Source organism: Pseudomonas sp. SWRI154, from assembly GCF_014268645.1.
Lineage (GTDB): Bacteria > Pseudomonadota > Gammaproteobacteria > Pseudomonadales > Pseudomonadaceae > Aquipseudomonas > Aquipseudomonas marvdashtae.
In genome coordinates, this window is record NZ_JABWQW010000040.1 from 14,724 (window position 1) to 37,244 (window position 22,521).

At 61.7% G+C, this 22,521-nt stretch carries 19 protein-coding genes; 4 read left to right on the forward strand and 15 right to left on the reverse strand.

Annotated features, from left to right (window positions below; translation table 11 throughout):
* Positions 1 to 18 precede the first annotated feature (18 nt).
* From HU806_RS24710 to HU806_RS24760, 11 genes are all read right to left on the reverse strand, one after another.
* Positions 19 to 1,572, reverse strand: a complete 1,554-nt coding sequence (locus HU806_RS24710) for a sugar ABC transporter ATP-binding protein (RefSeq protein ID WP_186615372.1) — start codon at positions 1,570 to 1,572, stop codon at positions 19 to 21.
* A gap of 74 nt (positions 1,573 to 1,646) precedes the next feature.
* A complete protein-coding gene (locus HU806_RS24715) occupies positions 1,647 to 2,573 on the reverse strand; it encodes a sugar ABC transporter substrate-binding protein (protein WP_186615374.1) in 927 nt (308 codons plus the stop codon).
* Between the two features lie 52 nt (positions 2,574 to 2,625).
* Entirely contained in the window at positions 2,626 to 2,778 is a 153-nt protein-coding gene (locus HU806_RS24720) for a hypothetical protein (protein ID WP_186615376.1), read from the reverse strand.
* Between the two features lie 142 nt (positions 2,779 to 2,920).
* A complete protein-coding gene (locus HU806_RS24725) occupies positions 2,921 to 3,973 on the reverse strand; it encodes a Gfo/Idh/MocA family protein (RefSeq protein WP_186615378.1) in 1,053 nt (350 codons plus the stop codon).
* Positions 3,974 to 4,006: 33 nt separating this feature from the next.
* Positions 4,007 to 5,017, reverse strand: a complete 1,011-nt coding sequence (gene iolG, locus HU806_RS24730; protein WP_186615380.1) for a bifunctional inositol 2-dehydrogenase/D-chiro-inositol 1-dehydrogenase — start codon at positions 5,015 to 5,017, stop codon at positions 4,007 to 4,009.
* Between the two features lie 31 nt (positions 5,018 to 5,048).
* A complete protein-coding gene (gene iolD / locus HU806_RS24735; protein ID WP_186615382.1) occupies positions 5,049 to 6,980 on the reverse strand; it encodes a 3D-(3,5/4)-trihydroxycyclohexane-1,2-dione acylhydrolase (decyclizing) in 1,932 nt (643 codons plus the stop codon).
* Positions 6,981 to 7,085: 105 nt separating this feature from the next.
* On the reverse strand, positions 7,086 to 7,907 hold the full coding sequence (locus tag HU806_RS24740) for a TIM barrel protein (protein WP_186615384.1): 822 nt from the start codon (positions 7,905 to 7,907) through the stop codon (positions 7,086 to 7,088).
* A gap of 32 nt (positions 7,908 to 7,939) precedes the next feature.
* Entirely contained in the window at positions 7,940 to 9,442 is a 1,503-nt protein-coding gene (locus tag HU806_RS24745; protein WP_186615386.1) for a CoA-acylating methylmalonate-semialdehyde dehydrogenase, read from the reverse strand.
* A 30-nt stretch (positions 9,443 to 9,472) separates the two neighbouring features.
* A complete protein-coding gene (gene iolB / locus HU806_RS24750; RefSeq protein WP_186615388.1) occupies positions 9,473 to 10,282 on the reverse strand; it encodes a 5-deoxy-glucuronate isomerase in 810 nt (269 codons plus the stop codon).
* Positions 10,279 to 11,172, reverse strand: a complete 894-nt coding sequence (iolE, locus tag HU806_RS24755; protein ID WP_186615390.1) for a myo-inosose-2 dehydratase — start codon at positions 11,170 to 11,172, stop codon at positions 10,279 to 10,281. Before iolE ends, iolB begins: the two co-directional genes overlap by 4 nt.
* Positions 11,173 to 11,361: 189 nt before the next feature.
* Positions 11,362 to 13,299, reverse strand: coding sequence for a bifunctional 5-dehydro-2-deoxygluconokinase/5-dehydro-2-deoxyphosphogluconate aldolase (locus HU806_RS24760; protein ID WP_186615392.1), 1,938 nt, complete (start codon positions 13,297 to 13,299; stop codon positions 11,362 to 11,364).
* A gap of 312 nt (positions 13,300 to 13,611) precedes the next feature.
* Here HU806_RS24760 and HU806_RS24765 point away from each other — a divergent pair, with 312 nt between their 5' ends.
* From HU806_RS24765 to HU806_RS24780, 4 genes are all read left to right on the forward strand, one after another.
* On the forward strand, positions 13,612 to 14,532 hold the full coding sequence (locus HU806_RS24765; protein WP_186615394.1) for a MurR/RpiR family transcriptional regulator: 921 nt from the start codon (positions 13,612 to 13,614) through the stop codon (positions 14,530 to 14,532).
* A gap of 33 nt (positions 14,533 to 14,565) precedes the next feature.
* Positions 14,566 to 15,177 carry a glutathione S-transferase gene (locus HU806_RS24770; RefSeq protein WP_186615396.1) on the forward strand — a complete coding sequence of 204 codons (612 nt, stop codon included), beginning with the start codon at positions 14,566 to 14,568 and terminating at the stop codon, positions 15,175 to 15,177.
* Between the two features lie 116 nt (positions 15,178 to 15,293).
* Positions 15,294 to 15,977: a response regulator transcription factor gene (locus HU806_RS24775; RefSeq protein ID WP_186615398.1), complete on the forward strand. Its 684-nt coding sequence runs from the start codon at positions 15,294 to 15,296 to the stop codon at positions 15,975 to 15,977.
* Positions 15,955 to 17,340: a sensor histidine kinase gene (locus HU806_RS24780; RefSeq protein ID WP_186615400.1), complete on the forward strand. Its 1,386-nt coding sequence runs from the start codon at positions 15,955 to 15,957 to the stop codon at positions 17,338 to 17,340. The genes HU806_RS24775 and HU806_RS24780 overlap by 23 nt, the downstream gene beginning before the upstream one ends.
* 166 nt (positions 17,341 to 17,506) lie before the next feature.
* Here HU806_RS24780 and HU806_RS24785 read toward each other — a convergent pair whose 3' ends face one another.
* From HU806_RS24785 to HU806_RS24800, 4 genes are all read right to left on the reverse strand, one after another.
* A complete protein-coding gene (locus HU806_RS24785; RefSeq protein ID WP_186615402.1) occupies positions 17,507 to 17,755 on the reverse strand; it encodes a DUF1652 domain-containing protein in 249 nt (82 codons plus the stop codon).
* Positions 17,756 to 17,994: 239 nt separating this feature from the next.
* Complete coding sequence (locus HU806_RS24790) at positions 17,995 to 19,479, reverse strand: helix-turn-helix transcriptional regulator (protein ID WP_186615404.1); 1,485 nt, start codon at positions 19,477 to 19,479, stop codon at positions 17,995 to 17,997.
* Between the two features lie 82 nt (positions 19,480 to 19,561).
* Positions 19,562 to 20,641 carry a tartrate dehydrogenase gene (locus HU806_RS24795; RefSeq protein ID WP_186615406.1) on the reverse strand — a complete coding sequence of 360 codons (1,080 nt, stop codon included), beginning with the start codon at positions 20,639 to 20,641 and terminating at the stop codon, positions 19,562 to 19,564.
* A gap of 40 nt (positions 20,642 to 20,681) precedes the next feature.
* Positions 20,682 to 22,139 (reverse strand): NAD-dependent succinate-semialdehyde dehydrogenase, encoded by a 1,458-nt coding sequence (locus HU806_RS24800; RefSeq protein WP_186615408.1) that lies wholly within the window; start codon positions 22,137 to 22,139, stop codon positions 20,682 to 20,684.
* Positions 22,140 to 22,521: the final 382 nt, after the last annotated feature.

The following is a 22,521-nucleotide window of genomic DNA, read 5'->3' on the forward strand; positions in this document are numbered from 1 at the left end:
TATTCGGACTGACGGGCATCAGGACAAACCCGAGGCCAGTTGCATCACTCGTTCCTGGGTCGCTTCGCTGCGCTCGAGGGTGCCCATGAGGTCGCCTTCGTGCATCACCATGACCCGGTCGCTCATGCCCAGCACTTCGGGCAGTTCCGAAGAAATCATGATGACCGCCATGCCTTCGCTGGCGAGGTAGGAAATGAGCCGGTAGATCTCGGCCTTGGCGCCGACGTCGATGCCGCGTGTCGGCTCGTCGAGAATCAGGATCCGCGGGTTGGTCATCAGCCATCGGGCCAGCAAGGCCTTCTGCTGATTCCCGCCAGACAGCGTGTCAATGCACTGTTCAAGGGACGGGGTCTTGACCCGCAATTTCTTGCACATGTCTTCACACAACGCACGCAGGGCCTTCTGCTGGATGAATCCGTTGCCGACGTAATGGGGCAGCACGGCCATTTCCATGTTTTCCAGCACCGACAGGCATGGAAACAGCCCGCTGAGCTTGCGGTCCTCGGTCAACAGCGCAAAGCCCTTCTCGATCGCCATGTGCGGGTCGGTGATGCGCACCGGTTGGCCGTCCAGGAGGATTTCGCCACCGGTGCTCGGCGTCACGCCAAAGATCGCCTCGGCGACGTTGGTCCGGCCCGAGCCCATCAGCCCGGCGATACCGAGGATTTCCCCGGCGTGCAGGTCGAACGATACCCCTTTGAAAATGCCGTCCAGGCTCAGGTCGCGTACCGACATCACCAAATCACCGATGGGTTTGTCGCGCACCGGGAACAGTTGGCTCAGTTCACGCCCGACCATCATCGAAATCAGGCTGTCGCCGTCCATGCTGTCGGCCCGTTGCAGGCCGATGTAGGCGCCGTCACGAAACACCGCCACTTCATCGGCGATGGCGAACACTTCATTCATTTTGTGGGTGATATAGATGATGCCCTTACCTTGGGCCTTGAGGTCGGCAATGATCGAGAACAAGTGGGCGACTTCCGTCTCGGTGATGGCCGAGGTCGGTTCGTCCATGATCAGGATGTCGGAGTCGTACGAAACAGCCTTGGCGATCTCGACCATCTGCCGCTCGGCGATGCTCAGGTTGCCCACCTGCTCTTCGGGGTCGAGCTTGATCCGCAGGCGCTCCAGCAACCGGGCGGTGCAGCGGTGCATTTCGCCGTGGTCGACCATGTGCAGGCCGTTGAGCTGTTCGCGGCCGATCCAGATGTTCTCGGCGATGCTCATGTGTGGCATCAGGTTCAGTTCCTGATGGATCATCGCGATCCCGGCCTGCAAGGCCGCCAGGGGCGTGTCGAAAATGACCGGCTTGCCGCGCAGGCGCAGCTCGCCGGCGTCCGGTTGGTAGATGCCGGCGATAATCTTCATCAAGGTGGATTTGCCTGCACCGTTTTCACCCATCAGGGCCAGCACCGAGCCGGGGCGTACCCGCAACTGCACGTCGGACAAGGCCACCACGCCGGGAAATCCTTTGCTGACGTTAATGACTTCCAACAGGTACGGTTCGTCAGGTATTGCGCCCGGTTGGAACATCGTCACCGGGACGCTCGAAGCAGTCGCTGAAGCGAACATGGTCAGGTACTCCCTTGGCAAGGCCGGCGCGGCGACCTTGCCTGTTTATTGTCGTGGTAAAAACAGCTGGAACGTCACTTGAACTGATCGACGTTCTCCGGCGTGATCAAGCGGTATGGCACCCACACGGACTGCTCGACCGGCTGTTTCTTGACCATTTTTACCGCGGTGTCGATGGAGCCGTCGGCCTGGCCCTTGGCGTCCTGGAACACCGAGACGGCCATTTCGCCTTTCTTGATGGCGTTCAGGCCGTCCGGCGTGCCATCGACCCCGGCAATCAATACGCTGCCTTTCTTGGTGCCCGCTTGCTTGAGCGCCATGGCCGCACCGATGGCCATCTCGTCGTTGTTCGACACCACCGCCTGGAATTCCCGGCCCTGGGTCAGCCAGTCGTTGACCAGGGTCATGCCCTTGTCCCGGGACCAGATACCCGTCTGTTCCTGTTCGATCTTGATGCCAGGGTATTTGGCCAGGACTTCCTTGACGCCCTTGGTACGGTTGGTGGTGGAGTTGTTGGCCAGATCGCCCAGCAGAATCACGATGTCGCCCTTGCCGCCCATCTTGTCGGCCAGGTACTGCATCTGCATGCGCCCGGCCTCCAGGTCATCCGAGGCAACGGTGACCACGCCGGCGGGCAGTTTCATGTCGTCGGGACGGCGGTTGACATAGACCAGCGGAATGCCTGCGGCCACGGCGGCCTTGGTGATGCGCTGGGTCGCGGCGGTGTCCACCGGGTTGACGATGATCGCGTCGACCTTCTGGCTGATGAAGCTTTCGACCTGGCTGAGTTGCTTGACCACGTCGCTGCGCGCGTCCTCGAACTGCAAGGTGACGCCGTCTGGCAGGGCCTTGGCTTTCTTGTCCATGGATTCGCGCAGGTAGGTCAGCCAGGTGTCATCGAACTGAGACATGCTGACACCGATTTTCAGGTCCGCCAGGGCAGCGCCACTGGCGAGCATCAATGACAGGGCCAGCGAGGCAAAACGGGTCTTGGTCTTCATGAACGGTCTTTCTCCACATTCTTGTTGGTTTTATGGATAAGGCGTGACGGATTCAGGAACGCGGCAAACGCACAATCGGCGCGCCGGGCATGCAACAGACCACGGCGTCCTTGCGCTGGATGCACAGGGATTCAAGCAAGGGAAGGATTGCGGACAGGCGCAAGGACAATGGCAGGTGAAACGCAGAGCGGTTGAAGGTTTTCATCGACGGTACCTGGCTGTGTTTCTTGTTTTTGTTTAGTTCGTCGTCTATTCAAGGCGGGCCTGGATAAACGCGAACAGGGTTGTCGGTCACCTGGAATCGACTTTATTGGAAAATATTTTCCATATCAACTCATTTTAGAATTTTATTCGTTTTTTGTTCCATGGCCGACAGGCGTGGATAAACACACCACACTGCCCTGCTTCGCACTCTGCCTTGCAGCGTCCAGGACGCGCGTCGTGGCCAAGGCATCGCGGGCCGCTACCGGCAGGAGGCCGTCGCCCTGCAACGCGGCTTGGAGGCGTTGATAGAACGCCAGCCAGCAACCTCGCTCCGAAGCCACGCGCTCTCGTTCGGCACCGTGTTCGAACCAGCCCCAGCGCCGATGCTCCTCGGCGCCCCAGCGCTCTCCCTCGGTGGCCGGGCTCAGGCCCGCCAATGCCTGGGCCTCTTGTCCATCGAGGCCTTCGACGGTATAGCAGCCTTGCGTGCCGCTGACCCGAAAGCGTGGCCGCGGCGCGTTTTGCAGGCAGCTACCGCTCAGGTGTGATACCACGCCGTTTACGTGGCTAAGCGACAGGAAAAAACCGTTGTCGTAGGCCTGGCCCGGCTGTCGATAATCCAGCTCGGCGTACACCCGCGCCACCGGGCCGAACAATTGCAACGCCTGATCAACCAGATGGCTGCCCAGGTCCCGCAGGAACCCACCGCCGCTGCCTTTGCCCAGCGATGTCGGGGAGTAGCGTTCGACACTTGATTCAAACCTGACGATTTGCCCCAAGGCGCCGGACGCCAGCAATTTTCGAACCGTCAGGAAATCCGAATCCCAGCGACGGTTCTGGTACACGGTCAACGGCACATGGCCCTGCTCGGAGGCCAATACCATCGCTTCGGCCTGGGCGGCATCGGCGGCGAAAGGCTTGTCGCTGACCACCGCCACGCCACGCTCGATGGCCTCCATCACGATGACGGGACGCCCATCCAAGGGCGTGGAGACCACCACGGCGTCGACGCCGGCCGCCACCAGTTGTTCAAGACTGTCGAACGGCTGGACGCGTGGATGTTCGGCCGCCAATTGCTGGCGCCGCTCGGCAGACCGGGTCACCACGCCAACAAACGTAGCCCCCGGCAGACTGCTGATCAGCGGCGCATGAAAAAACCGCCCGCCCTTGCCATAGCCCACTAATCCGATTCGCATGAAAATCCCTTATGCAGTTTCTATAGGAACGTATCAGCCGTAGAAACGAGGACGCTGCGGCAACTCGACCTTCACGATCTGCCCACTCTGCTGCGCTTCGATGCACGCATCTGCCGCCACCGCCGCCGCGTAGCCGTCCCAGGCCGATGGCCCACCGACGCGCCCGGCGCGTACGCCGTCAATGAAGGCTTGCAGTTCAACGTCATAGGCGGCAATGAAGCGGTCCTTCCAATCCATCAGGATCGCGTTGGACAGCTTGGCGTCGCTGCGCAGTTGCACCTGGGACGGTTCTGGCAGCTTGGCGATGCCGGTCTCCCCCACCACTTCGCACTGGATGTCATAGCCGTACTGGCAGTTGACGAACACTTCGACGTCGATGCGCGTGCCCTTGGCGGTTTCCAGCAGGACAATCTGCGGATCGCGCAGATGGGCCAGGGCCTTGCTGGTCTTGCGCGGGAATACGACCTGTACCGACACGTAGTCGTCGGCCAGGAGCCAGCGCAACACATCCAGCTCGTGGATCAAGGTGTCGGTGATCGCCATATCGGTCTTGTAGTTTTCACCCACGCGAGGGTTTCGATGGGCGCAGTGCAGCATCAACGGCTCGCCGATCTGGCCGCTGTCGATCACCGCTTTGAGCGCTCGATAACCTTCGTCATAAGGGCGCATGAAACCCACCTGCACCAGGCGCTTGCCGTGGGCCACTTCGGCGTCGACGATCCGGCGGCAGCCTTCGGCGGTGACGGCCAACGGTTTTTCACAGAACACCGGCTTGCCGGCCGCGATGGCCGCCAGTACGAATTCTTCGTGGCTCGGCCCCCAGGACGTGACCAGGATCGCCTCGACGTCCGGCGCCTTGATCAAGGCGTGGCCGTCGGGGTAGACCTCGGCGGTCAGCTTCAAGTCGGCCACCACCTTCGCCGCCTGGGCGAGGTTGATGTCGGTCACCGCCACGACCTGGCTGTTGAGCAAGGTCTGGCTGCAACGACGGATATGGTCCTGGCCGATGGCCCCGGTGCCGATGACGCCCAGCTTCAAAGACATGTGGAACTCCTTAATGTAGGTGTTGGGGCAATCAGTATTGACGGGCCTTGGCCAGTCGTTCGTTGAGGGTCTTGGCGACTGCATCGGTGCGGGCGCTGGTGGAGACTTGCGCCACGCCGACCCGCCACCACGACAGGTATTTGTGGATCATGGTCTTAGGCAAGACCTTGATGTCGATCAGCGTCGAGACCGTCTGGCGCCGGGCGTCGGCCAGGGCCGCGTGAAGCTCGTCGAGAGTCTTGACGGTGTAGGTCTTGCAGCCGTAGGCCGCCGCGCTCATGGCGAAGTCCACCGGCACAAAGCCGCCGTCGAGCTTGCCGGTGTCCGGGTTGCGGAAGCGGAACTCGGTGCCGAAGCTGTCCATGCCGTGTTCCATTTGCAGGTTGTTGATGCAACCGAACGTCATGTTGTCCAGCAGCACGACGTTGATCTTGCGGCGCTCCTGGATCGAAGTGGCGAGTTCCGAATGCAGCATCATGTAGGAACCGTCGCCGACCAAGGCATAGACCTCTTTTTCCGGCTCGGCGAGTTTCACGCCCAGGGCAGCGTTCACTTCGTAGCCCATGCACGAATAACCGTATTCAACGTGGTAGGTGTTCACGCCCAGGCTGCGCCAACTGCGCTGCAAGTCGCCGGGCAAGCTGCCGGCGGCGGCAACGATGATCGCGTCGTCCCCGAGCGTTTCGTTGAGAGTGCCCAGCACGCGGCTCTGGGTCAGGCAGGAACCGGTGAGCTCGATGAATTCGCCAAACACCGCCGGGTCCATGTGGTCGTTGATTTCCGGGACGAAGTCCTCGGTCTTGAAGTCAGCCTGATAAATCCGGTCCACTTCGGCATCCAACTGCGCCTTGGCCTCGGCGATCTGCCCGGCCCATTCGGCACGATAGCCGCCCATCCCGGCCGACAACGCCTCCAGGCCCGAACGGGCATCGGCCAGCAGTTGCACGCCATCGAGCTTCAAGGCATCGCACGGGCTGATGTTGAGGTTGAGAAACTGCACGTCGGGGTGTTGGAACAGCCATTTCGACGCAGTGGTGAAATCGCTGTAGCGCGTGCCGATGCCGATGATCAAGTCCGCTTCCTTGGCCAGCAGGTTCGCCGCCAGGCAGCCGGTTTCGCCGACGCCGCCGACGTTCAGTGGGTGGCTGGAAACCACCGCACTTTTGCCGGCCTGGGTCTCGGCAAACGGAATCTCGAAGCGCTCGGCAAAATCCTGCAACGCGACGTTGGCGCCGGAGTAGCGCACGCCGCCGCCACAGATGATCAACGGCTTGCGCTTGCCCTTGAGCAGCGCCAGGGCATCGCCGAGCATCGCTTCGGTGGCCGGGCGACGGTCGATGCGGTGCACGCGTTTTTTCAGGAAATAATCCGGATATTCGTAGGCCTCGGCCTGCACATCCTGAGGCAGCGCCAGGGTCACCGCGCCGGTCTCGGCCGGATCGGTGAGCACGCGCATCGCCTGGATCGCGGCGGTCATCAGTTGCTCGGGGCGATTGATCCGGTCCCAGTATTTGCTCACGGCCTTGAACGCATCGTTGGTGCTGATGCTCAGGTCGTGGAATTGTTCGATCTGCTGCAGCACCGGGTCCGGCTGGCGGCTGGCGTAGACGTCGCCGGGCAATAGCAGCAACGGGATACGGTTGGCCGTCGCGGTGGCGGCGGCGGTCAGCATGTTCGCCGCGCCGGGGCCAACCGATGAGCTACAGGCGTAGATCTTGCGCCGCAGGTGCTGCTTGGCAAACCCGATGGCGGCATGGGCCATGCCCTGCTCGTTGCGGCCCTGATGGACCACCAGGTCGCCACTGTCCTGTTCAAGCGCCTGGCCCAGGCCGAGCACATTGCCGTGGCCGAAAATGGTAAACACCCCGGCGACGAACTTACTCTGGACACCATCGACCTCGATGTACTGGTTATCGAGGAATTTCACCAGGGCCTGGGCCATGGTCAGTCGTGTTGTGGTCATGCTTGCACCTTGTCTGGAATGCAGGTCTGGAATGCAGTCTGGAATGCAATTGGCGGCGCTCGGTTTCGGTTCCCCTTGCAGAGCCCGGACAGATCGGCAGTCGCGTCAGGCCTGGGAGCTTTTCAGGTGGTTCATGCTCGCCCCCAATGCCTGGCGGATATCGGCCAGCTCATGGACGCTTTCGGCAAACGGCTCGAAGGACAAGTAGCCTTCATAACCTCCGGCCCGCAACGCTTCGATCTGCCCAGCGTTGCCGAGGATGTCGGCCTCGCCGACCAGCACCCGATGGCCGTCGCGAATGGTCGCCAACGGTGCCTGGGCATCCTCGACGCCGGAAATGTGCACCAGCCCGGTCAGTTCAGGGAAAAATTCTCCCTCGCCTGCCAAGTGATGATGAAAGGTGTCATGCACCAGGCGGAACACATCCAGCCCGCCGATGGCCTTGATCGCTTCCACTGCCGTGCGCTTGCGCCGCAATGAACACTCTTCGAAACCCAGCGGCTCGATGAAGCCGTAGATGCCGAAGGCACGCAGGATCGGCGCCAGTTCACTGAGGGCCGTACGCAAGCCCGCCGCGCGTTCGGCCTCGCTGCGCGGGTCGGCGCGGTCGTTGAGCGGGCACATCACCAGCCCCTCGGCGCCGCATTCGCGGGCGTAGTCAGCCAATCGCACGGCCTGGGTGCGGCGCTCCTCGTTCCACACATCGAAGGGGTACAGGGCGTTGATCGACAGCACCTTGATGCCGCGCTCCTCGCACAGCTCACGAACCCGGGCCGGTGGCATACCGTCTTCGATCTCGACGCCCTTCAGATCGTTACGAATCTCGATGGCGTCGGTTTTCAGCGCCAGGGCCAGGTCGATGAACGCCGGCAGTGACAGGCGTGGGGCAACCATTCGGTTCAAGGCAAAACGCAGGGGCTTGTTCATTGTTGTTCTCCCTCCGGCATTCATTAAATGAGTTATTGGGCAGTGGGCATGCTGAATTCAGGACCCTTGGCGATGCTGTCGGGCCAACGTTGCATCACGCTCTTGTAGCGACTGTAGAAGCGCAGGCCTTCTTCGCCGTAGGCGTGGTGATCGCCAAACAACGAACGCTTCCAGCCGCCAAAGGAATGCCAGGCCATGGGCACCGGAATCGGCACGTTGATGCCCACCATGCCAACCTTGATGCTGCGGGCAAACGCCCGGGCGATGCCGCCGTCGCGGGTGAAGCACGACACGCCGTTGCCAAACTCATGGGCGTTGATCAACGCCACCGCCGTGGCGAAATCCGGCACACGAACGATCCCCAGCACCGGGCCGAAAATCTCTTGCTGGTAGATGCTCATCTCGGCAGTGACCTGGTCGAACAGCGTCGCCCCGACAAAAAATCCCTGCTCGGCCCCCGGCACCTTGAAGCCCCGACCGTCGACGATCAGCCGCGCGCCCTCGGCCACGCCGGCGTCGATGAAACCTTCCACCTTGGCCTTGTGCTCGGCAGTGACCAACGGCCCCATGTCGGTGCCGGCCTGCTGACCGTTGCCGACCTTCAACTGGTCGATACGCGGCAGCAAGCGAGCGATCAGTTCATCGCCGACGTCGCCCACCGCCACGGCAATGGAAATCGCCATGCAGCGCTCGCCGGCCGAACCGTAGGCCGCGCCGATCAGCGCATCCGCCGCCTGGTCGAGGTCAGCGTCGGGCATGACGATCATGTGATTTTTCGCACCGCCCAAGGCCTGTACGCGCTTGCCGTTCGCGGTGCCCTGCTGGTGGATGTATTCGGCAATGGGCGTGGAGCCGACAAAAGAAATCGCCTCGATGTCCGGGTGCTGCAACAGCGCATCCACTGCCGCCTTGTCGCCCTGGACCACGTTGAAAACGCCATCCGGCAAGCCCGCCTCGGTCAGCAACCGAGCCATCAAGAGGCTGGCGGACGGGTCGCGCTCCGAAGGCTTGAGAATGAAACAATTGCCGGCAACCAATGCCAGGGGAATCATCCACAACGGCACCATCACCGGGAAATTGAACGGTGTCACGCCGGCGCACACGCCCAAGGGCTGGCGCAGGTTCCAGTTGTCGATGCCGCCACCGATGTTGTCGCTGAAATCGGTCTTGAGCAGGCTCGGTGCACCACAGGCGTACTCGACGATTTCGATGCCGCGGGTGACTTCGCCGTGGGCGTCGGACAGCACCTTGCCGTGTTCGCGACTGATGATTTGCGCCAGTTCGTCATGATGACGGTCCAGTAGTTCCTTGAACTTGAACATGACGCGCGAACGGCGCAACGACGACTGTTCGGACCAGGCCGGGAATGCCGAGAGCGCCGACGCGACCGCCGCTTCGACGGTCCCCGGTTCGGCCAGCGCCACCCGAGCCTGCACCGCGCCGGTGGCTGGGTTGAAGACATTGCTGAACCGGGCGGCGTCGTTGTCGTGCACACGACCGTTGATGTAATGGCCTATAACCGGGGTGTCGCTCATGGTGCGTGTTCTCCGTGCGGATTCTGTGGGTCAGAGGTCGAGCAGCCAGCTGTGCTGCGGATCGTTATGGAACTGCCAGACCCGCTTCGGACCGGCCATGACGTTCAGGTAATAAGACTCGTACCCGTAAGGCACGCTGACCGGGTGATAACCCTTGGGTACGACCACCAGATCGCTGTTTTCCACGGCCATGGCCTGGTCGATGCTGCGGTCTTCGGTATAGACCCGCTGGAACACGAAGCCCTGGGACGGGTTGACCTGGTGGTAATAGGTCTCTTCAAGAAAGCTTTGATGCGGCAAGTCATCGGTGTCGTGCTTGTGCGGCGGGTAGCTGGACGAATGACCCGACGGCGTGCGCACTTCCACCACCAGCAGCGAATGGGCCGGTTCGCTGTCTGGCAGGATGTCGCAGACGTAGCGGGTATTGGCGCCCTTGCCGCGCACACTGCGCTTCATGCTCTCGGGACGGATCAGCCGTGGGCCATATTCATTCGAGGCAGCAGCCGGCGCTGCGCACACCGCCACCTGCACATCGCTCAACGCGGTGACTTGGGCCTGGCTGCCGGGCGGCAGATACGCGGCGTAAGGGGATTTATCCTCGAACACCGACTGGCGATCACCGAGGTTGTCCCAGTCGAAGGCGCCCTGTCCCGGCGCTTCGCCCTTGAGATTGATACGGCCGCTGAGCAGTACCACGCATAACTCCTTGTCCCCGGCAGCCACCGGCAGGGTCTCGCCCAGGCTCAGGCGGTAAGCGCCGAAACCGACGTATTCCAGCGCGTCGCGCGGCAGTTCGACCATGGTTCGGCCGCAAGGATTGCTCTTGATCAAAAGGCTCATGCCGGGATCCTCTCTTGCAACAGGGCACGCAGGGTGTCGTAGCCCTTCTTGGCGTAGATATAACTCGGCGCCACCGCGGGGTCCTGCTCGGCTTCCACCACCAGCCACCCGTGATAATCGGCAGCCAGCAACACGTCCAGCAAGGCGGCGAAATCAATGTCGCCATCCCCCGGCACCGTGAACGTGCCATTGATGATGCAGTCGGGAAAACTCCAGAGGTTATTGCGCGCCAGTTGCACGACAGGTTTGCGCACGTCCTTGAAGTGCACGTGGCAGATGCGCTCGATGTGTTTTCGCAGGACCTGCAACGGTTCGCCGCCACCCATGTAGCAATGGCCCGAGTCGAACAACAGGCCGACCTCGCTGCCGGTCAAGGCCATGAGCTTGTCGATGTCCGAAGGTGATTCGACGTAGGCACCCATGTGGTGGTGATACGCCAGGCGCACGCCTTGGGACAGCGTGAAGCGCGCCAGTTCGGTCAGCTTGTCGGCGTAGGTTTGCCAGGCTTCGTCGGTATGAAAGCGTGGCCGTTCGATCAACGGGATGCGCTGGCCCTGGATGGAATCCGCCACTTCGCCGTAGACCAGCACCGTCGCGCCGTTCTGCGCCAACAGCTCGACATGGCTGGCGATCGCGTCGATTTCCTCGGCCGCCGAACGTCTCGCGAGGCGGCTGGAGTACCAGCCGGAGACCAACGCCAGATCATACGGACGCAACACGTCACCGACGCCCTTGGCATCCTTGGGGAATTTGCCGTTGAGCTCAAAACCTTCGTAACCGATTTCCTTGCCTTCGCTCAGCGCCGTGCTCAACGGCGTCTCGCCACCCAGGGACGGCAAGTCGTCGTTGCTCCAGGAAATCGGGTTGATGCCAATTCGAATAGCGGGCATGGCTGCACCTTTTATTGTTGTCTCTAATGTTCAACCGATCACCTGTGGCGAGGGAGCTTGCTCCCGCTCGGCTGCGAAGCAGTCGCAAAACTTATGGTTGCGGTTTATCTGTTGAATCGGGGTGGCTGACTTTGGGACTGCTTTGCAGTCCAGCGGGAGCAAGCTCCCTCGCCACAAAAGCCCTGCACATCACGCCCGCGCATCACGCCAGGCCTCGATCAATTCCACAAACCTGCCCTGCACGTCCCGAATCAACGTTTCATCATCGATTTCCCCGGCCAACCAGGCCCGGCTCGGCTCTTGGAAAATCGTCCGGCCCACGGCAAAACCCCGGCACGTGGTGCTTTGGCTGGCTTGCCGAAAACCTTCGGCCAGCGCGGCGGCGGGCGCATTGAGGCCTAGCAGCACCACACCCCGGCAATACGGGTCACGCGCCTGGATCAGTTCGTCGAGTTGCTTCCACTCATCGCAGGTCTGGGCTTCGATCTTCCACCACGCCGGGAAGATCCCCAGGTTGTAGAGGCGCTTGAGCGCGCGATAGAGCACGTCCGGATGGGCCGAGGGGTGGTCCTTCGGCGGAATGACTTCCAGCAGCAATTCATGGCCGCTGACCTGGGAGGCCTTGTACAAGCCCATCAGTTGCGCCTCTTGTTCCAGGCGCAGCAGCGGCTCGTCATCGGGATGGAATTGCACCAGGCACTTGATGATTTGTTCCTGCGGCCAGGCGATCAGGTTGCTGCCAATGGACCGTCCATGCTCGAACGCCAGTGGCCGCGAACCTTGAACTTCCACCGGACGCGCCACCCACCAGCCACGTCCGGTGGCGGCGTTCAGCGAGTCCTGGCCGAAACGCTGGTCGGCCAACAGGCCGACGTCGGCGTCGATGCCTTGGCGTTGCAGGTCGGCCTCGACCCGCTCCACGGCCTGGATGAACAGTTGTTTGAGCTGGCCGATGCTGTCGAGGTCGCGCCCGCTCTTCTGGGCCAACTCCACCAATTGCCAACGATGGTCGAAGGCAAAAACGAACAGCTGTTTCCAGACCTTGCGCGGCACGCTGACCTGATGCAGCCGTTGCAACACGGCGTCCTGGTCCGGCCGGGTGATTGGCACCGGGCTGTCGAACAGATACTCGAGTTCGGCCCGGGTCGGCATGGCCGGGGCACAGGCGTGGCGCGACACCACCAGACCACCACAGGCATTGGCCAACTGGCAGCAACGCTCATCGCTCGCGTCCTCCAGCCAACCGGCGAGGAAGCCCGACATGAACGCGTCACCCGCGCCGAGCACGTTCAGCACCTCGACCCGCACGCCGGGATAGATGTCGCCGTCTTCCAGTCGGTTCCCAATCTCGCCGTGGATCACCGTGCAACCCTGCGGGCCGAGCTTGACCACCAGGGTGGCCGCCGTCAGCGAGCGTACAGTGCGCAGCGCAGTCAGCAAGTCTTCGCTGCCGCCGGCAATCAAAAATTCTTCTTCGGTGCCTACGATCAGGTCGAAACGCGGCAGGATGCCTTGCACGTGCTGGCTGACTTTGCGGTCGGCGACAAAACGGGTTTCCCCATCGGCCTTGCTCGCCAAACCCCAGAGCACCGGGCGGTAATCGATGTCGAGGACGCGCTTGACCTGATGTTTCTCGGCAAAGTCCAGCGCCTGGATACTCGCCTCGTAGACGCCTTCGGTGGAGAAATGCGTGCCGGTGATCAACAGGGCCTTGCTGGACGCGATGAACGCTTCGTCGATGTCTTCGGCCCGTAGCGCCATGTCCGCGCAGTTTTCCCGGTAGAACACCAGGGGGAAGGTTTCCCGGTCCTTGATCCCCAGCAGGACCATGGCCGTCAGGCGTTCAGGATCGACTTTTATGCCGCTGACATCGCAACCTTCGCGCGCCAGGGACTGGACCAGGAAGCGCCCCATGTGATCATCGCCTACCCGGCTCAGCATCGCCGACTTGAGTCCCAGGCGGGCCGTGCCGAAGGCGATGTTGGCAGACGAGCCGCCGAGGTATTTGGCAAAACTGCTGACGTCTTCCAGGCGCGCGCCGATTTGCTGCGCGTAGAGATCGACGCCCAAGCGTCCCAGGCAGATCACATCCAATTGACGCCCACTGGCAAAACGAGTCTGGCCCATGCTGGCTCCTGTTATTTTTATCAGCCTGCGCTTGCCGCCGGAACCGACGCCAACGCTTTGTTGGAAGCAGACTAAAACGAGCGGGCGGCAATAATCAATATTTATTCCATAAATTTTTATCATGGAATATTTTTTCCAATACGCTAATACACAGGCGGGCCAGACCCAGTGCATCGTTTCAGCAAGCGTTACAACCTCGTCTGCCGCTGATTTTCCCAGCGCCTACGCTGTAGACTGCGACCAGCCAACCTATTGTCGAGGGCCTACCGGATTTGCGGGGTGCCCTATAAGAACAAGCCAGAAGGATTTTCTATGACCCGCCCCGATCTGTCGGCGCCGTCCGAGAGCGCGTCCGAAGCCGCCCTCCCCAGCCCACCGGTCAACGCCGAGCGGCTGTTGCAACTGATTACCGAGGAATACGAAAGCCTGCCGCGCCAGCTCAAACGCATCGCCAGCTACATGAGCCAGCAAAGCGACCGGATCATGGTCGACCGCATCAGCGACATCGCCCGGGAGTGCGAAGTGCACCCGTCGGCCATCGTCAGGTTTTCGCAACGCTTCGGCTTCAGCGGCTTCAGCGAAATGCAGGCGCTGTTTCGCGAGGCGTATACCCACAAGACCACGCCGGTACAGAACTACCAGCAACGTATTCGCAGCATGATTGCCAACAAATCGCAGAAGGCCAGCGCCGGCGACCTGGCACGCGAATGCGTCAATGCCACACTGTCGGGCATCGAGCGCCTGGGGCTGGAGCTGGACGACGAAGCGTTCGAAAAGGCCGTCGATCTGGTGGTCAACGCCGATAACATCTACGTCGTCGGTGTACGCCGTTCATTCGCGGTTGCCGATTACCTGGTCTACAACCTGCAACACACCAACAAGCGGATCCATCTGGTCTCCGGCCTGGGCGGCAGTTATCGCGAGCAGATGCGCAGCGTGCGGGCCAACGACCTGGTCATCGCGATCAGTTTTACGCCCTACGGCAAGGAAACCCAGCATTGCCTGCGCATCGCCCAGCATCACCAGGCCAAGACGCTGATCATCACTGACAGCAACCTGTCGCCCCTGGCCAAGCGGGCCAATGCGGTATTGCTGGTGAATGAAGGCAGCTCGTTCGCGTTCCGTTCCTTGAGTGCCACGTTGTGCCTGTGCCAGGCGTTGTTCATTGCCGTGGCGTACCGGCTGGAACTCAAGGTCGATGAAATCCATGAACAGGTCGGGTTCGAGGATTGACCCCTGACCTGCCAAACCGCTGAAGGAAAAGCCATGAAACTGATCGGCATGCTGGACTCACCCTACGTACGACGCGTCGCCATTTCCGCCAAACACCTGGGAATCGCCCTGGAACACGAATCGGTCTCGGTGTTCAGGCACTTCGAGCACTTCCAGAGCATCAACCCGGTGGTCAAGGCACCGACGCTGGTGCTTGACGATGGCTCGGTGCTGATGGATTCCACCTTGATCATCGATTATCTGGAAACCCTGGCCGGGCCCGGGAACAGCCTGATGCCGACCGAGCCAGGGCAACGGTTGCGATCGCTGCAGCTGATCGGGCTGGCGCTGGCGGCGTGCGAGAAGTCGGTGCAGATCTATTACGAACGCACCCTGCGCCCGACGGAGATCCAGCACGCGCCGTGGGTCGAGCGGGTATCTGGCCAACTGCTCGCAGCCTACGAGGCGCTGGAGCAGGCCCTCGCCAAACAACCGCTGCCCACTGACGGTTCGCTCGATCAGGCCGGTATTACCGTTGCGGTGGCCTGGACCTTCACCAATCTGTTGGTCGCAGACCAGGTGCAAGGTAAGGCGTTCCCGCAGATCAGCGCGTTTACCGCCTATGCCGAAGGGCTGGAAGCGTTTGTCAGCACGCCGGTGGAATAACGAATGGATACGGTGGGCTCCTTGTCGGCGTCCATGAACTTTTTTTCAGAAAGCCGACAGGTAATATTTGGCAGAATGCTGCGCAGTCGCCCCAATTTCCTCACCCGGAACTGCCCATGAACCGCATCCTGACCATCGAAGACGACGCCGTGACCGCCCGTGAGATTGTCGCCGAACTGACCCGCAACGGCCTGGACGTCGATTGGGTCGACAATGGCCGCGAAGGCCTGGAACGGGCCGTCAGCGGGGACTACGACCTGATCACCCTGGACCGCATGCTGCCCGAGCTCGACGGTCTGGTGATCGTCACCACGTTGCGGACCATGGGGGTGGCCACGCCGATCCTGATGATCAGCGCCCTCTCCGATGTCGACGAACGCGTGCGCGGCCTGCGCGCCGGCGGCGACGATTACCTGACCAAGCCGTTTGCCACTGACGAAATGGCCGCCCGCGTCGAAGTGCTGCTGCGGCGCAACAATGGCACCCGTGAACCGGAAACCGTGCTGCGGGTGGCAGACCTGGAGCTGAACCTGATCAGCCGCGAAGCCAGCCGCAACAGCCAATTGCTGAGCCTGCTGCCCACCGAGTACAAGCTGCTGGAGTTCCTCATGCGCAACAGCGGCCAGATCCTCTCGCGCATGATGATTTTCGAGGAAGTCTGGGGTTATCACTTCGACCCAGGCACCAACTTGATCGATGTCCACATCGGTCGCCTGCGCAAGAAAATCGACCCGCCGGGCCTGGAACCGCTGATCCGCACGGTACGAGGCTCCGGTTATGTCATTGCTGAACCCCGCTAAGGGCTGGCGCTCCTCCAGCAGCCGCCTGCTGGCGCTCTACAGTGCGCTGTTCGTGCTCTGGAGCGCGATCCTGATGGGAGTGATGTATTACGAGGTATTCGGCTACCTCGACAGCCTCGCCAAGCATTCCCTGATGCAACGCCAGCACCTGTTTGCCCGCATCCATGGCGATCAGTTGGAAGACGCGCTGATGGCCAGCCTGACCCTGGATGAGCGCGGCGTCGACGCCTACGGTCTGTTCGATCCGCGACTGCGCCATTTGAGCGGGCCGATCCAGCGCATCCCCGCCGACCTGCCGCTGGATGGCAAGATCCACATGCTCGGTGGCTGCGTCGATTCCGACGATCCAGGCGTGCCGTCCGACAGTTGCGATGCGGTAGCGACCCGGACCCAGGACGGTCGCTGGCTGGTACTGGCACGGGACAACGGCTCGCTGTTCGCGGTGACGCGGATCATCCTGCACGCCTTGTTCTGGGGCGTGTCGCTGACCATCCTGCCAGGCGTTGCCGGCTGGCATCTGCTGCGCCGCCGTCCGCTACGGCGCATTCGTGCCTTGCAGGCGAGTGCCGAAGCAATCGTCGCCGGCGACCTCAAGCATCGCCTGCCGCTGTCGAGTCGTCGCGATGAGTTGGACATGCTGGCCGCCATCGTCAATGCCATGCTAGACCGCATCGAACGATTGATGAATGAAGTAAAAGGCGTGTGCGACAACATCGCCCACGACCTGCGGACACCGCTGACACGCCTGCGCGCCCAGCTTTATCGCATTCAGCAAGAAGCGGCGGACGGCTCTGCCGAAGCGCTGCAAATGGACCAGGTGATCGCCGAGACCGACACGCTCATGGCGCGATTCCGCGGCTTGCTGCGAATTTCCGAGCTGGAGGACCAACAGCGCCGCTCTGGCTTCGTGCGCCTCGACCCGTTGCCGCTGTTGCAGGAATTGCATGACTTCTACCTGCCGCTGGCTGAAGAAGGCGAACTGGTCTTCATCCTGGACATACCCGACAGCCTGCCCTTGCTCAACGGCGATCGGGCCTTGCTGTTCGAAGCGGTGTCAAACCTGTTGAGCAACTCGATCAAGTTCACCCCGCCGGGCGGCAAGGTGATCCTGCGAGGCGTCGATCAGGGCGACAGCACGCGCATCGAAGTAATCGACTCCGGCCCCGGTATCCCCGAGGCAGAACGCAAGGCGGTGTTCCGGCGTTTCTATCGCACCGAGGGCAGCAGCCAGCACGGCGGATTCGGCCTGGGCCTGTCGATCGTCGCCGCGATTGTCAGCTTGCACGGGTTCACGCTGGAGGTGGACCGCAGCGAGTCGGGAGGCGCGCGCCTGGTGCTCGATTGCCGGGCGACGCTGCTCTGATCATGCGTTCTACCGTGGCGAGGGAGCTTGCTCCCGCTCGGCTGCGAAGCAGTCGCAATCGGACGGACTCGGTGTGCCTGGACTGTCCTTTCGACAGATTTGGGATTGCTGCGCAATCCAGCGGGAGCAAGCTCCCTCGCCACGGAAAATTGCGTCGCTCTATAACTCAGGCAGGATCACTGCGATGCAACGGCGTGTTGTGCAGCTCGTAGCGCAATTCATCGATCAGCTTGGCCAAGCCTTCCTCGGACCGGATGCTGCCGACGCTCATGCCGCTGACCACCAGGTCAACCTCGCCGCTTTCCTGGTGATACAGGCGTATGGTGAGCGTGCCATCGCCATTGAGGCTGCATTCGCAGGACAGTGGCGCAAAGCTTTTTTCGAGTTGGGCGCGCAGGGGAGCCAGCTGAGTCATGGCGTGCACCTCAGCTTCGGCGTCGTAAGAAAGCGGTGGATGCCCCTTGCCTCCTGGCTTGTCCAGACGTCCTTTCGCGCTCGATTTTGAAGGGTTTGCTGTACATCGTGGCGTATTCCTTGACTGTTTCGTGGGGACGCGGCATCAACAGCAACGCCGCACCCTTTCAGCCTAAGGAGGTTAAAGTCCGAGCAAAACCCGAATTTGCACCAGTACGCCAGGTGCATTTGCACTGGCTATCATGGTGCCTTCATCCGCCATTCATTGGCGAACAAGCCGCGTTCCCGAGCCCACACAATCGCCTCGCTGCGGCTGTGGACGTCGAGTTTCGAATAGAGCGTCGCCACATGATTGCGCACGGTATTGGGGGCCAACTTCAAACGCGCGGCAATTTCCTTATCCGCCAGTCCCTCGCAAATCAGCCCCAGCACATCACGCTCCCGGGCCGTCAGTTCGGTGAAAGACGTCGCCGGCGACTGCGCGTTGATGCTTTTCACATTGGCCAGTTTTTCGATCAGGGTCCGGCTGAACCATGACGCGTCCTTCATCACCTCCTCGATGGCGGCCACCAATTCCAGCTCCGAGCGCTTGCGCTCGGTGATGTTCATCAGCACCAGCAAGTAGCACGGTTTGTCCTGGATGAGTACGGTGTCGGCGGCGACCTCACAATCGATCTGCTCCCCGCCTTTCTTGTGCACCTTGACGTCGACGCTGGACACCGCGGCAGCCTTTTCCAGTCGGGCAAAAAGTGCCGCCCCGGCGTCCTTGTCGAGAAAACCGATTTCCTCCACGGTCTTGCCCAACAGTTCTTCGCTGGCGTATCCGCTGGCCTGAAGAAAAGCCTCGTTGATTTCCAGCAGTTGCTGCTCACCGCTGCAGATCAAGGTCGGCACCGGGGACAGGCGGAACGATTTTGCAAAACGCTCCTCGCTCTGGCGCAGTGCCGTTTCCGCCTTGCGTCGTGGTTCCATGTCCATGAAGGAAAATAACATGCAATCTTCATCGTGCAGGTCCAGCGGCTGACCCGCGACAATCACCTGCTTGTTGGTGCCGTCAGGTAATCGCAGCTCGGCCTGCATCTGCGGAATGGTCGCGCCCTGGCCCAGCCGCTCGATGGCCAGGGCGCGCTTCTCGGCCGCCTCGAGCACATCCAACTCGTACACCGAACGCCCGATCACCTGCTCGCGACTGTAGCCGGTCATTTCCAGGAATCCCGCGTTGACCTTGATGTAGCGCAGGTCACTGAGACGGCAGATCACCGCTGGCGCCGGGTTGGCGCCGAAGGTCTTCTCGAAACGCTGTTCAGCGCTGGCCCATTCGGTGGCGTCGCTGAGAATAAGCACGAGGTATTCCGGTTCGTCGTTGCGGTCGGTCAGCACCATGCCGCGGATGCGGTGCACCCAGGTGCGATCCGGATCCGCCGCCGGTGTGACTTCCACCAGCACGTCACTGAATTCATCGCCGCGCGCCACGCGGGCGATCGGGTAGTTTTCCTCGGGCAGCGAATGATTGTTGCGGTAGCGCAGGTTGAAGCGTTTGGCGTACGCCTTGGCATTGCGACCCAGCTCTTCAAGCGCCTTGACGCCGTGCATGGTCAAGGCGGCGTCGTTGGCCCAGGCGATGGTCTGGTCGACCTCCACCAGGATCACGCCGTCAGACAGCCCGGCGATGATCTGTAGCAATTGGCGACGATTGGTATCGGTGTTCGGGACGTCCTGATTCATTGGGTCTCCATGGGTCATAACGTTCAAGCACGGATGCGTTGAAGGTTACGACCACATGGGCTGGCGATAGTGCGCCAGGGCCTCAAAGCGCCGAAGCGATAGCCTTGCCGACGTCCTGGGTCGAGCCCTGCCCGCCCAGGTCCGGGGTGATCGGCCCTTGGGCAATCACCTGCTCGATAGCCTGGAGAATCCCGTCATGGGCCGCGCGATAACGTTCGTCGCCATTGCCGAGGAAATCGAGCATCAGCGCGCCGGACCAGATCATCGCGATCGGGTTCGCGATGTTCTGCCCGTAGATGTCTGGCGCCGAGCCGTGCACCGGTTCGAACAGTGATGGAAAGCGTCGCTCCGGGTCGAGATTGGCCGACGGCGCGATACCGATGGTTCCGGCGCAGGCCGGGCCCAGGTCGGAGAGAATATCGCCGAACAGGTTCGAGGCAACCACCACGTCGAAACGGTCCGGCTGCAAGACAAAACGCGCGCAGAGGATGTCGATGTGTTGCTTGTCCCAGGTCACCTCGGGGTAGTGCTCGGCCATCAACGCAGTGCGTTCATCCCAGTACGGCATGCTGATGGAGATCCCGTTGGACTTGGTCGCCGCCGTCAGGCGCTTGCGCGGTCGAGTCTGGGCCAGGTCGAAGGCAAACTTGAGGATCCGATCGACGCCTCGGCGGGTGAACACCGATTCTTGCAGCACGAACTCATGCTCGGTGCCCTCGAACATCTTGCCGCCGACCGATGAATATTCACCCTCGGTGTTCTCACGGATCACCACGAAATCGATGTCCCCCGCCTCTCGTCCGGCCAACGGGCACGGCACACCTGGAAACAGGCGCACCGGGCGGATGTTCACGTACTGGTCGAAATCGCGGCGGAACTTGAGCAACGAGCCCCACAGGGAAATATGGTCCGGGACCTTGTCCGGCCAACCCACGGCGCCGAAGTAGATGGCGTCGAAACCCTTGAGTTGCTCGAACCAGTCGGCGGGCATCATCTGCCCGTGCTCCAAGTAATAATCGCAGTGGGCCCAATCGAGCACTTCAACGCTCAAGTCCAACTGCCACTTCTTCGCGGCCTGCTCCAATACGCGCAGGCCTTCGGGCAGCACTTCCCTGCCAATGCCGTCACCGGCAATCGCAGCGATTCGAAAGGGTTTGCTCATCAATCATGACTCCCAAGGGTCCGTTCAAACGATGGCCACATCACAACCCACCGATGTGGAAGGCTTTGATTTCAAGGTATTCATCCAGGCCGTACTTGCTGCCTTCGCGGCCCAGGCCCGACTGTTTGATACCGCCGAAGGGCGCGACCTCCATGGAAATGATCCCGGTGTTGAGACCGACCATGCCGAACTCCAGCGCCTCGCCGAACCGCCATGAACGGCGCAGGTCCTGGGTGAAGTAATAAGCGCCCAGGCCATAGGGCGTGGCATTGGCCAGAGCCAATGCCTCTTCTTCGGTGGTAAAACGCATCAGCGGGGCAACGGGGCCGAAGGTTTCTTCGTTGGCCAGCAGCATCCCGGCATGGGCGTCGCCCAGCACCGTCGGCTCGACAAACTGGCTGTCGCCCTGGGGAATCGCGCCACACAACAAACGCGCGCCCTGGCTCAGCGCATCGTCGATATGCCGGGCGACCTTGCTCACCGCCGCCGGGTTGATCAACGGGCCGATCATGACATCGGCTTCAAGGCCATTGCCGACCTTGAGTTTGCGCACCTCTTGCACCAGGCGCTCGGCGAAGCGTTCGTAGATACCGTCCTGCACCAGGATGCGGTTGGCGCAGACACAGGTCTGGCCGGCGTTGCGAAACTTGCTTTGCATGATACCGACCACGGCCTGCTCCAGGTCCGCATCGTCGAACACAATGAACGGCGCGTTGCCGCCCAACTCCAGGCTCAGCCGCTTGATGTGCTCGGCGCTCTGGCGCATCAGCAATCGGCCGACCGCCGTGGAACCGGTGAAGGAAATCTTCCGTACAGTGGGGTTGCCGGTCAGCTCCTCGCCAATACCGGCGGGCAAACCGGTCACGACGTTGAAAACCCCGGCCGGAATCCCGACCCGCTCGGCCAGCACCGCCAATGCCAGCGCCGACAAGGGCGTCAGGTCCGAAGGCTTGACGATGACCGGACACCCCGCCGCCAAGGCCGGCGCACATTTGCGGGTGATCATCGCATTGGGAAAATTCCACGGCGTGATGGCGGCGCAAACACCCACCGGTTGCTTGAGCGTGAGCAAGCGACGGTCGCCGCTGGGGGCCGGTATGGTTTCGCCATAGATCCGGCGGGCTTCTTCGGCGAACCATTTGACGAAGCCAGCACCGTAGCGAATCTCGCCCTTGGCTTCGCTCAGCGGCTTGCCCTGCTCATAGGTCATGATCAGCGCGAGGTCGTCGAAGTTGTCCATCATGGCTTGATACCAACGCTCCAACAGCCCCGCCCGCTCCGCCGCCGGACGCGCCCGCCACGCCGGCCAGGCCCGCTCGGCGGCCTCGATGGCGCGCCGGGTCTCATTGCCTTGCATCGCGGGGACGCGGGCGAGCGCTTGGCCAGTGGCTGGGTTGATGACGTCGAGGGTGGCGCCATCGTCGGCGGCGATCCACTGTCCATCGATATAGGCCAGTTCCGCCAGCAGGCTGGGGTCTTTCAGGTGTTGTGTGAGCATGGTCGTGTCCTGTTCCGAGGTAGTTCCAGTCTAGGGAGACGCTGCGGCGCAGGATGCTGAAAGTGGGGGTTGGGCGGTGTTGGATGCTGAAGTTTTGGGGTGGGACGGCAGGCTATACCGAGGGGCTGCGGTTGCGTTTTTTTTTGAGCGTTGCGGTTATTTGGGTGTAGATCCGTTTTTTTGGTGATGGCTACTGGCGGTTTCGCTTTTACAGCGAGTCACTTTCGATAGAGCGCGAAAGTAACCAAAGCGCTCTAGCCCCACCACTTGGTGCCTCGCTAAGGCTCGGCATGCCCTCACTCCGGCATTGCTCCGTGGGCCCGCCGCGAAGGCCCATCCATGGGCCAGCGCGGCTATCCCGGCATCCATGCCGGGATACCCA

Excerpts from the sequence above, each read along its gene's own strand:
- HU806_RS24720 (WP_186615376.1), bottom strand. The coding sequence starts at position 2,778 with ATGAAAACCTTCAACCGCTCTGCGTTTCACCTGCCATTGTCCTTGCGC.
- HU806_RS24715 (WP_186615374.1), bottom strand. The coding sequence starts at position 2,573 with ATGAAGACCAAGACCCGTTTTGCCTCGCTGGCCCTGTCATTGATGCTC.
- HU806_RS24745 (WP_186615386.1), bottom strand. The coding sequence starts at position 9,442 with ATGAGCGACACCCCGGTTATAGGCCATTACATCAACGGTCGTGTGCAC.
- iolE (WP_186615390.1), bottom strand. The coding sequence starts at position 11,172 with ATGCCCGCTATTCGAATTGGCATCAACCCGATTTCCTGGAGCAACGAC.
- HU806_RS24725 (WP_186615378.1), bottom strand. The coding sequence starts at position 3,973 with ATGCGAATCGGATTAGTGGGCTATGGCAAGGGCGGGCGGTTTTTTCAT.
- HU806_RS24740 (WP_186615384.1), bottom strand. The coding sequence starts at position 7,907 with ATGAACAAGCCCCTGCGTTTTGCCTTGAACCGAATGGTTGCCCCACGC.
- HU806_RS24775 (WP_186615398.1), top strand. The coding sequence starts at position 15,294 with ATGAACCGCATCCTGACCATCGAAGACGACGCCGTGACCGCCCGTGAG.
- HU806_RS24770 (WP_186615396.1), top strand. The coding sequence starts at position 14,566 with ATGAAACTGATCGGCATGCTGGACTCACCCTACGTACGACGCGTCGCC.
- HU806_RS24765 (WP_186615394.1), top strand. The coding sequence starts at position 13,612 with ATGACCCGCCCCGATCTGTCGGCGCCGTCCGAGAGCGCGTCCGAAGCC.
- iolB (WP_186615388.1), bottom strand. The coding sequence starts at position 10,282 with ATGAGCCTTTTGATCAAGAGCAATCCTTGCGGCCGAACCATGGTCGAA.
- HU806_RS24760 (WP_186615392.1), bottom strand. The coding sequence starts at position 13,299 with ATGGGCCAGACTCGTTTTGCCAGTGGGCGTCAATTGGATGTGATCTGC.
- HU806_RS24790 (WP_186615404.1), bottom strand. The coding sequence starts at position 19,479 with ATGAATCAGGACGTCCCGAACACCGATACCAATCGTCGCCAATTGCTA.
- HU806_RS24780 (WP_186615400.1), top strand. The coding sequence starts at position 15,955 with ATGTCATTGCTGAACCCCGCTAAGGGCTGGCGCTCCTCCAGCAGCCGC.
- HU806_RS24800 (WP_186615408.1), bottom strand. The coding sequence starts at position 22,139 with ATGCTCACACAACACCTGAAAGACCCCAGCCTGCTGGCGGAACTGGCC.
- HU806_RS24785 (WP_186615402.1), bottom strand. The coding sequence starts at position 17,755 with ATGACTCAGCTGGCTCCCCTGCGCGCCCAACTCGAAAAAAGCTTTGCG.
- HU806_RS24710 (WP_186615372.1), bottom strand. The coding sequence starts at position 1,572 with ATGTTCGCTTCAGCGACTGCTTCGAGCGTCCCGGTGACGATGTTCCAA.
- HU806_RS24795 (WP_186615406.1), bottom strand. The coding sequence starts at position 20,641 with ATGAGCAAACCCTTTCGAATCGCTGCGATTGCCGGTGACGGCATTGGC.
- iolD (WP_186615382.1), bottom strand. The coding sequence starts at position 6,980 with ATGACCACAACACGACTGACCATGGCCCAGGCCCTGGTGAAATTCCTC.
- iolG (WP_186615380.1), bottom strand. The coding sequence starts at position 5,017 with ATGTCTTTGAAGCTGGGCGTCATCGGCACCGGGGCCATCGGCCAGGAC.